We start from the raw sequence: 11793 nt of genomic DNA on the forward strand, positions 1-11793 counted from the left end.
GAGCCATCATGAGCACACCTCCCGATCCTTTTGCCGCTTTCGAATCCGAACGCACGGTCATCAAGCCCAAGCCGCGCACGCCGGGCGGTGCGCCGCCTGCGCCTGCACCGGCGCCGTTCTTCGGCGGCGCCGATCCGACGCCCGCGGCCGAGGTCGGCGAACTGGGGTTGCTCAACCCGCTGGTGTCGGCCGCCGGCAAGCTGCTGGTGCTGATCGGCAAATTGCGCAACCTCGCGCAGCCGCCCAACGTGCCGGCCCTGCGCGCCTCCACCGCCGACGCGGTGAACCAGTTCGACGCCAACGCGCGCCGCGCCGGCGTGAGCAACGAATCGGTGCTCGCCGCGCGCTACGTGCTGTGCACCGCGCTCGACGAAGCGGTGGCCAACACGCCCTGGGGCGTGCAGGCCGGCTGGAACAAGCAGAGCCTGCTGGTGCAGTTCCACAACGAGACCTGGGGCGGCGAGAAGGTGTTCCAGCTGCTGGCCAAGCTCGCGCAGGACGTGCCCACGCACCGCCAGTTGCTGGAGCTGATCTACAGCGTGCTCGCGCTCGGCTTCGAGGGCCGCTACCGCGTGGTCGACAACGGCCGCGCGCAGCTCGACTCGGTGCGCCAGCGCCTGGCCGACCTGATCGCCAAGGACCGCCCCGCCGTGGAGCCCGAGCTTTCTCCGCATTGGCGCGGGCAGGGCGCGGGCACGGTGCGGCTGCGCGAGTCGCTGCCGCTGTGGGTGTTCGCGGCCGGCTTCGCGCTGCTGCTGGCGCTCGCGTGGTTCGCGCTGCGGCTCACGCTCAACTACCGCTCCGACACCACCTATGCCGCAGTCTCGAGCCTGCGCGCGCCCAACATCCAGATCGCGCCGCCGGCCCTGCCGGCGAAGACGCCGCGCCTCGCGCGCTTCCTGGAGCCGGAGATCAAGCAGGGCCTGGTCACCGTGACCGACGAAGCCGACCGCAGCGTGGTGCGCCTGCGAGGCGATTCCTTCTTCGGCTCCGGCAGCGCCGAGCCGATGGCGCAGTCGCTGCCGGTGCTGCGCCGCATCGGGCAGGCGCTGGCCGAGGTGAAGGGCGAGGTGCTGATCACCGGCCACTCCGACAACCAGCCGATCCGCTCGCTGCGCTATCCGTCCAACTGGCACCTGTCGGCCGCGCGTGCCGACGCGGTGAAGGGCGCGCTGAGCACGCTGGTCGAGCCCGCGCGCATGCGCTCCGACGGCAAGGCCGATGCCGAGCCCGTGGCCGCCAACGACACGCCCGCCAACCGCGCGCGCAACCGCCGCGTCGACATCGTGCTGCTGACCGAACCCGACCGGCTCGCCGCCGCCACATCGGCTGCTCCCGTTCCAGGAGCGACGAAATGATCAAGAAAATATTCGGCTTCCTGTTCAGCCCGCTGCTGCTGACGCTGCTTGCGCTCATCGTCGTCGCGCTGCTGGTCTGGTGGATCGGCCCGCTGGTGAAGATCGGTTCGCTCGCGCCGCTCGAAGGCGAGATGACGCGCGCCATCGTCATCGGCGTCATCGTGCTCGTCGTGGTGCTGCGCGCGCTGTACCGCCGCTGGCGCGCCCGCCGCGCGAGCCGCCACCTGACCGACGGCCTCATGAAGGCGCCCGCCGCCAGGGCCGATGCCCCGGTCAACGGCGAGCAGAAGATCCTCGACACGCGATTCAGCGAGGCCGTCGCCACGCTCAAGCAGATGCGCCTGCATGCGGCCGGCAAGAAACCCGGCTGGCGCGACTGGCTCTCCATCTCGGGCGGCAGCTACCTGTACGACCTGCCTTGGTACGTGTTCATCGGCGCGCCCGGTGCCGGCAAGACCACCGCGCTGGTCAACTCCGGCCTGAGCTTCCCGCTGGCCGAGAAGTTCGGCCCCGGCGCCATTCGCGGCGTGGGCGGCACGCGCAACTGCGACTGGTGGTTCACCGACGAAGCGGTGCTCATCGACACCGCCGGGCGCTACACCACACAGGACAGCCACCAGTCCGAAGACAAGAGCGCATGGGAAGGCTTCCTGGGCCTGCTGAAGAAGGCGCGCCCGCGCCGGCCGCTGAACGGCGTGTTCCTGACCGTGAGCGTGGCCGACCTGCTGAGCCAGGGGCCGGAGGCGCGCAGCCAGCTCGCGGCGTCGATCCGCGCGCGGCTGCTCGAACTCGACAGCAAGCTCACCACCCGGCTGCCGGTGTACGTGCTCGTCACCAAGAGCGACCTGCTCTACGGCTTCACCGACTACTTCGACGACCTGGGCAAGGAACAGCGCGCGCAAGTCTTCGGCTTCACGCTGCCGACCGACGAGAACCTGCAGGTCGAGGAGAAGGGGCTCTCCACGGCCTTCAACCGCGAATTCGCATTGCTGCACAACCGCGTGAACGACGGCCTCATCGCGCGCATGCAGCGCGAGACCGACGGCACGCGCCGCGCGGCGATCTTCGGGTTCCCTGCCCAGTTCGGCTCCGTCGGCCCGCTGCTGTCCGACCTGCTGGAGCAGGTGTTCACCGGTTCGCGCTTCGCGCAGCCGCCGTGGGTGCGCGGCGTGTACTTCACCAGCGGGACGCAGGAAGGCAGCCCGATCGACCGCGTGATGGGCAGCCTGGCGCGCAGCTTCGGCATCGAGCGCGCGATGCTCGCACCGCAGAAGAGCAGCGGACGCAGCTACTTCCTCACCTCGCTGCTGCGCGAGGTGGTGTTCCCCGAGCAGCGCCTGGCCGGTGCCGACGTGAAGCTGGAGCGCCGCCGCCACACGCTGCGCGTGATCGGCGTGACGGCGATGACGCTGGTCACCGTCGGCCTGCTCGCGGCCTGGGGCTACAGCACGCTGCAGAACATGAACTACCTGAAGTCGGTCGAGGCCCGCGTCGAGCCCGCCCGGCAGAACCTGGCTGCGCTGCCCGCGCGGGTGCAGAACCTGGTGGAAGTCGCACCCGTGCTGCAGGGCCTGCGCGACATCTGGAAGACGCCCGACAACCACGACGGCAACGAGCCGCTGTCGATGACGCTGGGCCTCTACCAGGGCGACAAGCTCGACGCCGCCGCCATGCTCACGCACCAGCGCGCGCTCAACGACGCCTTCCTGCCGCAGATCGCCAAGCGCATCGAAGACCAGCTGCGCACCGCGCAGAAAGACAACCTCGAGTACACCTACGAAGCGCTCAAGAGCTACCTGATGCTCTACCAGCCCGAGCACTTCGACCCCGAGGCGCTGAAGGCCTGGATCACGCTCGACTGGTCGCGCAACCTCGATCGCGGCATTCCCGAAGACCAGCGCAAGGCGCTCGAAGACCAGCTCGACGTGCTCATCGCGCAAGGCCCGCCGCGCTCGCCGCTGAAGATGGACGAGAACCTGGTGCGCAGCGTGCGCGCGGTGCTCGCGAGCTACCCGCTGGAGCAGCGCGTGTTCAGCCGCCTGAAGCGCCAGCGCGCCACCAAGGACATCCCGGCCTTCAGCGTGGCGGCCGCCACCGGCCCCTCGGGCCCGCTGGTGTTCGAGCGCATCAGCGGCAAGCCGCTGACCGATGGCGTGCCGGGCATGTTCACCTACGACGGTTATCACAAGCGCTTCCAGAACGAGGTGACCGTGCTTACCGGCCTGCTCGCCAACGAAGACCCGTGGGTGCTGGGGCAGGACCGCAACGCCGCCGACCGCCTGCGCGACGTGGCCGCGCTCGGCGCGCTGACCGACCGCGTGCGCCGCCTGTACCTGGAGGAATACGTGAAGCAGTGGGAGGCACTGCTGGCCGACGTGCGGCTGATCCGCGCCACCGGCCTGGAGAAGAACATCGAGACCGCGCGCATTCTGTCGGGCGTCGATTCGCCGCTCGCGAATTTCCTGCGCGCGGTGGTCAGGCAGACCACGCTGATCCCGGCGGCCGACGCCAACAAGGACGTGGTCAGCAAGGCGACCGAGACCGTGCGCAACACGCGCAAGGGCCTGGAAGACCTGTTCGGCAGCGACCCCGGCCGCCAGGTGGCGCCGGGCAAGCGCATCGAGAGCATCGTGGACGACCGCTTCGAGCCGCTGCGCCGCCTCGTCACCGCCGGCGGCCCCAACCAGCCGGCGCCCATCGACGATGCGCTCAAGCTCTTCAACGAGGTGTACGTGTACCTCAACGCGGTCGACACGGCCGTGAAGGGCCGCACCTCGCCGCCGCCCGGCGACGTGGCGGGCAAGCTCAAGTCGGACGCGGGCCGGCTGCCGGAGCCCGTGCGCTCGATGGTCGAGAACCTGAGCCAGTCCGGCGCCGCGCAGGCCCAGGTGGCCGAGCGCGGCAACCTGAGCCAGGACCTGCGCCCCGTGGCCGAGTTCTGCGCGCGTGCCATCGCGGGCCGCTACCCGTTCGTGGGCAACAGCAAGCGCGACGTGCTGCCCGAAGACTTCGGCCAGATGTTCGGCCCCGGCGGCCTGATGGACGACTTCTTCCAGAAGCGGCTGGCCGCGCTGGTCGACACCAGCACCCGCCCCTGGCGCTACAAGCCCGTGGCCGAGCGCGGCGCCATCACCACGCAGGCGCTCGCGCAGTTCGAACGCGCGGCACGCATCAAGGACATCTTTTTCCGCGGCGGCGGCCGCGGCCCGTCGATGCGGCTGGACTTCAAGCCGGTGGAGATGGACGCGGGCATCACCCAGTTCATCCTCGACGTGGACGGCCAGCTCGTGAAGTACGCGCATGGCCCCGTGGTGCCGATGGCGGTGCAGTGGCCGGGGCCGAAGGGCAGCAACCAGGTGCGCATCCAGGTGAGCCCGCCTTCGACCACGGGCAGCTCGGGCGCTGCCGTGGATGGGCCCTGGGCGCTGTTCCGTGCGCTCGACGACGGGCAGCTCGAGGCGGGCGATGCGCCGGAGAAGTTCTTCATCACCTTCCAGGTCGGCGCGCGCAAGACGCGGTTCGAGGTGACGACCAACAGCGTGCAGCATCCGATCCGGTTGCGCGAGCTGCGGGAGTTTTCCTGTCCGGAGGGGCTGTGAGCGCGGCTTCTTTTTCTTCTTCTTCTTCCATTTTTGCCTCGGCGGATTTGCCGGGGTGGTTCGGCAAGTTGCCGGGGATGGGGGACTTCGCGCATCGCCGGCTGCCCGAAGCGTTCCGCTCCGTGTGGGACCAGTGGCTGCAGCGCGGGCTGGCGCGGTTGAAAGACCGGCATGCCGATTGGGTGGAGCGGTATCTGGAGGCGCCCATATGGTGCTTTGCGCTGGGGCCCGGGGTAGCCGGCGAGCGGGCGTGGATGGGGGTGCTGATGCCTTCGGTGGACGGGGTGGGGCGGTACTTTCCTTTCACGCTGGCGGTGGAACTGGATGCGTCTTGCGGGACCGAGCTTCGCGGCGAGGCGTTGATTGCCGCGCTGCAGTGGTGGATTCGGGCTACCCAGGCCGCGCTCGAAGGGCTTGAGGGCGATCTGGATGCGCTGCGGTTCGATGCTGTGCTGCAGCGGCTCTTTCTTGCTGCCGGCGAGGCTGGGCGCGAGGTGCGTGTGGAGGTGCTCGAGCTGCCGATGGAGAGGGCTTCTCTTTGGCTTGGTGATCCTGCTGGTGAAGCTGGGGTTCGGATGGTTTGCGACGGGCTGCCTGTTGATGAAAAGTTCGATGGGCTTTTTCTTGGCTTTGCGCAGGAGGAGTGAGATGAAGGCCGCTCTTCGTCTTGTGTTCCGGGGCCGGGTCTCGCCCCGGCGGGCGACCTACTTTTCTTTGCTTCGCCAAAGAAACGTAGGCAAAAGAAAGGCGACCCTGCTGTCTGCGTCCCTTCGCTTCGCTACGGGCAACCTGCGGTGCTCGACTACGGCGGGGGTCCGCAGAACTCGCTTCGCTCAAACAGCTGCGGCCCTGATCCCGCCTGCGTCTGCGCTCCTCGGCGCAGCCAGAAGGGATTTGGAAACCGAACGCGCCATCGCTGCGCTCGGCGCGAACGGCGCAGCCGCGCAGCGGCTGCGCCATATAGGGCCGAGCGAAGCAAAGGCCAGTGTCGGTTCCCGCTCCCACCCCTCTGGCTGCGCCGAGGAGCGCAGCGTTTCGCGGATCAGGGCTCGCAGCTGTTTGAGCGAAGCGAGTTCTGCGAGACCCCGCGAAACGCGAGCACCGCAGGTTGCCCGTAGCGAAGCGGAGGGTCGCAGACAGTGGGGTCGCCTTTTCTTTGCTTACTTTCTTTTGGCGAAGCAAAAGAAAGTGAGTCCGCCGCCGGGCGGATATCCCGGCCCCGGAAAGCAAACCAAAAGCAAAGTTCAAAAAGGAGCCAGTCAATGACCGACTCCAACGACGACCGCACCCGAGTAGTCCCAAGGTCGACAACCCCCGCAGACTCGGCAGCCACAGTCATCACAGCCGCAGCAGCAGCCCAGCCGGTCACCAGCCCCGCCACGGGCAGCACCGACGCCGGCCTCCTGCCAGTAGGCAGCCGCCTGGCCGAATTCGAAGTCACCCGAGTCATAGGCCAGGGCGGCTTCGGCGTGGTCTACGAAGCCTGGGACCACACCCTCGAACGCGTAGTGGCGATCAAGGAATACCTCCCCACCTCGTTGTCCACGAGGCAGCAGGACGGCACCGTCGTCCCCCTGTCCGAAAGACACAGGGAAACCTTCGACCTCGGCATGCGCAGCTTCATCAACGAAGCCCGCCTGCTCGCCCAGTTCGACCACCCGTCGCTGCTCAAGGTCTACCGCTTCTGGCAAGAAAAAGGCACCACCTACATGGTCATGCCCTTCTACAGGGGCGACACGCTGAGAGAGGCCCTGGTAGCCATCCCCGCGGGCGTGGACGAGGCATGGCTGATCCGCATCATGGACGGCGTCACGCAGGCGCTGGCGGTGATGCACAGCGCCAACTGCTATCACCGCGACATCGCGCCCGACAACATCATCCTGCTCGAAGGCTCCGGCCGGCCGGTGGTGCTCGACTTCGGCGCCGCGCGCCGCGTGATCACCGACAAGACGCAGGCGATCACCGTCATCCTCAAGCCAGGCTATGCGCCCATCGAGCAGTACGCGGAGATGCCCGACATGTCGCAAGGCGCGTGGACCGACGTCTATGCGCTCGCGGCGGTGATGCACGTGGCGGTGTGCGGGCGCGCGCCGCCGCCTTCGGTGGCGCGCCTGCTGTCGGACAGCTACGTGCCGCTCGCGGGCAACGACATCCTGCGCCAGCGCTACAGCCTGCGGCTGCTGGAGGCCATCGACGCGGGCCTGGGCGTGCGGCCCGAGCAGCGGCCGCAGTCGATGGCGGAGCTGCGCGCGGCGCTCGATCTCGATGCGGGCAACACCGTCGCGCCCGTGCCGCGCACGCAGCCGCCGCGTGTTCAAGGAGCCGGCGGCCATGCTGCCGGCGCGAACGCGGCGACCGTCATCGTGGGCAGCGGGAAAGCAACAGGCAAGCCAGTCAACGCGAAGACGCCGTCTCCTGCGCCCTCTGCGCCCGCCGGCCGGAAGACCATCACTGCGATCGCCTCGGCCATCGCCCTCGCGGCCGTGGCCGGTGGCGGCTGGTGGTTCCTGCAGGGCCGCACGGGCGGCGGCACGGAGGCCGGCACGAACGGCAAGCAGGCCGCCGTCGCGCCGGCACCCGCGCCGCCGCGCGACACCAAGGTCGCCGAGGCACCGCCGCCCCCTGCGCCGCCGCCGCCTCCCGCGCCCGCGCCGGCGCCGCGCACGCCGCTCGAGTCGCTGCAGTCGCTCGCCGCTGGCGCGGCGCCGGGCTTCGACGTGACCGCCGCGCCGAAGAAGTCCGAGGTCACCGTCGGCAAGGACCGGCTCGCGTTCGAGGTCCGCAGCAAGCGCGAGGGCTTCGTCTACGTGTTCCTGCTGTCCAGCGGCGGCGAGATGTTCCTGCTGTTCCCGAACCTGCTCGACAAGTACAACAAGATCACCGCCGGCGGCTCGCTCGCGCTGCCGCGCGCCTCGTGGCCGATGGACGCGGGCGGCCCGCCCGGCACCGACCAGTTCGCGGTGCTGGTGAGCGAGCACGAGCGCGATTTCAGTGCCGCCGGCGTGCAGAACGACGGCGTGTTCCCGGTGTTCCCGTTGCCGGTGCTGGCCGCGCTCGAAGCCACGCGCGGCACCGGTCCTTCGCCGTTGCTGGGCAAGCCGGTGTGCGCGCCCGGCAGCGCGCCGTGCAACGACGTCTATGGCGTCGCGAATTTCAAAATCGTCGAGAAGTAATCGTCTGCAGAGCGCCGGCCCTCTGCGCGAGGGCTCCCTTTTCCGGACCAGGAGACCTCCATGCACCCCTCACTGCCGCCACGCCCGACCCCCGGCTTCACCGCCACGCTTCTTCGCTGGGCCGCCGCTGCCGCCGTCGCTTCGCTGGCCGGCTGTGCCGCGCCGCCACCGGCACAGACCGACACCGCGGCCGCAACGCCAGACACCGCCGCTGCCACGCGCCCGCCGCCGCCGACCGGCGCCAGCGTGGCAGGCCAGGCGCGCACCTTCTCGACCCAGCTCGCCACCTACACATCGGTCGGCTTCGACGCGGTGCCGGGCTGGTCGCGCGACGACTTCTCGGAAAGCTGGCCCGCCTTCCTCGGCAGCTGCAAGGTGCTGACCGGGCGCGGCGCTGAATGGAAGGAAGTGTGCGCGCGCGCGCTCAAGGTCGACGGCAGGAACAACAACGCCATCCGCGGCTTCTTCGAGGGCGAGTTCTCGGCCTACCAGATCCGCGACGACGACCGCCGCCCCGACGGCGTGGTCACCGGCTACTTCGAGCCCGAGATCGCGGGCAGCCGGCAGTACGGCGCGCCCTTCATCTACCCGGTCTACGGCCAGCCCGAGGACATGCTGTTCGCAGATGCCCGCAAGCTGCCCCCGGGCAACGGCACGGTGGCCGCGCGGGTGGACGGGCGCAACGTGGTGGTGCAGACCGGCCTGAGCACGCGCGACATGGGCGCGCCCGGCCTCTATGCGCTCGACCTGTCGGCCGTCTCGCGCGACACCATCGACCGCAAGGTGCGGCTGCGCATCGAGGGCAAGCAGCTGCTGCCTTACTACACGCGCGAGGAGATCGAGACCAAGGGCGCGCCCAACGCCAAGGTGCTGGCTTTCGTGAGCAGCGCCAGCGCGCTGTACGAGATGCAGATCCAGGGCTCGGGCCGCATCAAGCTGCCCAGCGGCGAGCTGATCCGCGTGGCCTACGCAGAGCAGAACGGCCAGCCCTTCCGCCCGACGCTGGCGCAGGCCGCCAACGGCAAGCCGCGCAGCCCGGTGAAGGTGCGCGGCTCGTCCATCGAGCTGCAGCTGGACGACGGCGACGACGACGACGTGGGCGCGGTCGACAACAGCACCATCCGCACGCGCGGCTTCACGCTCGCGCGGCCGGTGGCCAGCGGCGCGGTGGTGGTGCCGGGGCGGCGCGCGGCCGGCGCGGTCGCGGGCTCGGGCATCAAGGACCCGAGCTATGTGTTCTTCAAGGAAGCCACCTCGCCGGTCGGCGGGCCGGTGGGCGCGTTCGGCGTGCCGCTGTCGGCGGGGCGTTCCATCGCGGTCGATCCGCGCAGCACGCCGCTGGGCTACCCGGTGTTCGTCTCCACGCGCACGCCGGGCAGCGGCGCGCCGATGCAGCGCCTGACCATCGCGCAGGACACCGGCGGCGCCATTCGCGGCGCGGTGCGCGCCGACTACTTCTTCGGCAACGGCCAGCAGGCCGCGACCAACGCGCGCCGCATGAAGGAGCGCGGGCAGCTGTGGATCCTGTTGCCGCGCGGCCTGGCGGTGGCGCAGGCCGCCACCTCGTCGGCCATCCGCACGCGCGGCGGGCCGGTGGGCGCGAACCTGCCGCAGTGCCTGGTGCCGTCGGAAGGCAGCTGCGTGGACGACTAGTCATGTCTGCCCCCCGGTTTTTCACTCGCTGAGCTCATGCAGGAAACCCTGTCGTCTTCGGAAAGCTCTGAACTCGTCCGCCTCTGGCGGCGCAGGCAGACGCTGTCCGCGAACGACATGGGCGCCATGTACCGCATCGTGGGCGAGGCGCTCTCGGCATGCAACCCGCCCGAGCTGCAGGTGCTGGGCGAGGGGCGGCAGGAGCTGGTGGCGCAATTCATCTACGTCAAGGTGCTGCGGCTCGATGCCGACCCCGGCGACTCGGAAGAGCGCGCGAGCCACAGCGCGCCCTCGACCGCATTCGCGCTGTGCGCGTACTTCCGCCGCTACCTGATCGACTGCACGCGCGCCAGCGCATTCCGCCGCAAGCTCTCCATCGGCGAGCAGATCACCGAGGCGCAGCTGGAAGACGAAGTGGGCGCGGGCGAAGACCTCGAAGGCTGCCTCGCGGAGCACGGCCTGAGCGCGCACGCGGTGCAGCTGGCCGCGCGCGCCTTCATCGCCGAGCTGCCCGAGCCCGAACGCATCCTGCTGTGCGAGGGCTTCGGCAAGGAGGCCGACGGTGGGCTGTCGGGCATTGCCTCGCGCCATGCCATCGCGTCGTACCACTACCGCGCGGGCCGGCTGGGCCTGGTGCACAAGCGCGAGGGCATGACCGCCGACTATGCGAAGACCCGGCTCGGAGGCTGGCTGCAGCAGACGCTGGGCATCGCCATCGAGCCCGGCAACATGGACGCGATCCTGCAGGTTTTCAAAATCCTCGGTGCTGAAGCGTCTTACGCCTGAAGACATAGCCATTCAGGAACAGACGCCATGCCCACCGAACTCTGGCCCCCGCTCAGCGTGATCCGCAACGCGCTCGAAACCGGCTCGGCCGTGCCCGAGGACGGCGCGGATGAGGAGCCCGGCCTCGCGGTCGTGGCCATGCCGGGTGCGACGCCCGGAGCGAGGCGCGAACCCGCGCGCGTGCCCGCCATGTCCAGCCTGCTGCTGCCGCTGGCCGAACTGGCACGGCGCCGCGAGGCGGTGGCGCAGCGCGCGTTTCCGGCGCGCTGGGCGCCGGGCCGGCTCGTGAGCGTGCTGCATGAGGGGCGGCTGCTCGGCGTGCTGCTCGACCGCTGCATCCACGGGGATCTCTGGCAGGGCTGGATGGCCGCGGGCGAGGCCGACTGGGCAAGCGCGTTCGACGTGCTGCTGGAGCCCGGGGACGAGCCTTTCGAGCCGATGTTCGGCGTGATCCAGGCCTGGAACGTGCTCACGCTCGAGCCCAGCCCGCGGCTGTGCGCGCGCGTGCTCGGTGAGGTGTCGGCCACGCGGCTCGCGGCGATCCGCGCGGTGCACGACGAGTGGGCCGCGCAAGCGGCGTCGCCCATCGCGCCCGAGCCGGGGCGCATCGCGCTGCGCAGCGTGGGGGGCGGCGCGTTCCCGGTGCTGTCGGGCACGCCGCTCGGGCCGCAGGATCCGCGCGCCGACTACCAGTCGCTGTACCGCAACGCGGGGCTGCAGCTGGCCCGCGCGCTGGTGCAGCCGGAAGAAGCGGAGGCACCGCGCGCGCGGCCACAGGCGCGGCCCGAGCGACCCGAAGGCGGCTGGTGGGGCAGCATCCGCCGCTGGTTCGGCGCCGAAGGCTGGGTGCGCCCGGCCTTCGCGGTGCTGGCGCTGTGCGTGGTGATCCAGAACGTCGGCCTGCTCGGCGGGCGCGACGCCGCGGAGGAAGACGACGTGCGCTTTCGCGCAGTGCCCACCGCGCCCGCGCCGGCGCGGGCCGACCTCCTGGTGCGCTGGAAAGAGGGCGTGCGCATGGACGAGGCCGACCGGCTGCTGCAGTCGATCTCCGCCGACGTGGTGGGCGGGCCGGGCGGCAACGGCGCGTGGCGGCTGCGCGTGCCGGAACCGGTGGATGCGCTGGCGGTGCTGGCGGCGTCGCCGCTGGTCGAATCGGCCGGGCCGGCGCAGGAGCGGCAATGACTCCGCGCCGCACGCGTTCGTAGTTCTCCCTCCCCTTCCGGG

The 11793-nt window shown here is 70.3% G+C and carries 7 protein-coding genes; all 7 read left to right on the plus strand.

The window, feature by feature from the left end; all coding sequences use genetic code 11:
• The first annotated feature begins 8 nt into the window (after window positions 1–8).
• Window positions 9–1358 carry a DotU family type VI secretion system protein gene (locus AC1RVW_RS26385; RefSeq protein ID WP_106935916.1) on the plus strand — a complete coding sequence of 450 codons (1350 nt, stop codon included), beginning with the start codon at window positions 9–11 and terminating at the stop codon, window positions 1356–1358.
• The gene (tssM, locus tag AC1RVW_RS26390) at window positions 1355–4957 is read left to right on the plus strand and encodes a type VI secretion system membrane subunit TssM (RefSeq protein ID WP_493203551.1); all 3603 of its coding nucleotides are present in this window, start codon (window positions 1355–1357) and stop codon (window positions 4955–4957) included. The genes AC1RVW_RS26385 and tssM overlap by 4 nt, the downstream gene beginning before the upstream one ends.
• Window positions 4954–5604, plus strand: a complete 651-nt coding sequence (gene tagF / locus AC1RVW_RS26395) for a type VI secretion system-associated protein TagF (RefSeq protein ID WP_493203552.1) — start codon at window positions 4954–4956, stop codon at window positions 5602–5604. The genes tssM and tagF overlap by 4 nt, the downstream gene beginning before the upstream one ends.
• Window positions 5605–6219: 615 nt before the next feature.
• Window positions 6220–8130: a protein kinase domain-containing protein gene (locus tag AC1RVW_RS26400; RefSeq protein WP_493203554.1), complete on the plus strand. Its 1911-nt coding sequence runs from the start codon at window positions 6220–6222 to the stop codon at window positions 8128–8130.
• Between the two features lie 60 nt (window positions 8131–8190).
• Window positions 8191–9783 (plus strand): murein transglycosylase A, encoded by a 1593-nt coding sequence (mltA, locus tag AC1RVW_RS26405; RefSeq protein ID WP_285415286.1) that lies wholly within the window; start codon window positions 8191–8193, stop codon window positions 9781–9783.
• A 36-nt stretch (window positions 9784–9819) separates the two neighbouring features.
• Window positions 9820–10569: a hypothetical protein gene (locus AC1RVW_RS26410; RefSeq protein WP_081271178.1), complete on the plus strand. Its 750-nt coding sequence runs from the start codon at window positions 9820–9822 to the stop codon at window positions 10567–10569.
• A 27-nt stretch (window positions 10570–10596) separates the two neighbouring features.
• The gene (locus AC1RVW_RS26415; RefSeq protein WP_493203557.1) at window positions 10597–11751 is read left to right on the plus strand and encodes a hypothetical protein; all 1155 of its coding nucleotides are present in this window, start codon (window positions 10597–10599) and stop codon (window positions 11749–11751) included.
• Window positions 11752–11793: the final 42 nt, after the last annotated feature.

Source organism: Variovorax sp. MPBD4-3, assembly GCF_058809745.1.

Coding starts and splice junctions, on each gene's coding strand:
- AC1RVW_RS26385 (WP_106935916.1), top strand. CDS start 9: ATGAGCACACCTCCCGATCCTTTTGCCGCTTTCGAATCCGAACGCACG.
- tssM (WP_493203551.1), top strand. CDS start 1,355: ATGATCAAGAAAATATTCGGCTTCCTGTTCAGCCCGCTGCTGCTGACG.
- AC1RVW_RS26400 (WP_493203554.1), top strand. CDS start 6,220: ATGACCGACTCCAACGACGACCGCACCCGAGTAGTCCCAAGGTCGACA.
- mltA (WP_285415286.1), top strand. CDS start 8,191: ATGCACCCCTCACTGCCGCCACGCCCGACCCCCGGCTTCACCGCCACG.
- AC1RVW_RS26410 (WP_081271178.1), top strand. CDS start 9,820: ATGCAGGAAACCCTGTCGTCTTCGGAAAGCTCTGAACTCGTCCGCCTC.
- AC1RVW_RS26415 (WP_493203557.1), top strand. CDS start 10,597: ATGCCCACCGAACTCTGGCCCCCGCTCAGCGTGATCCGCAACGCGCTC.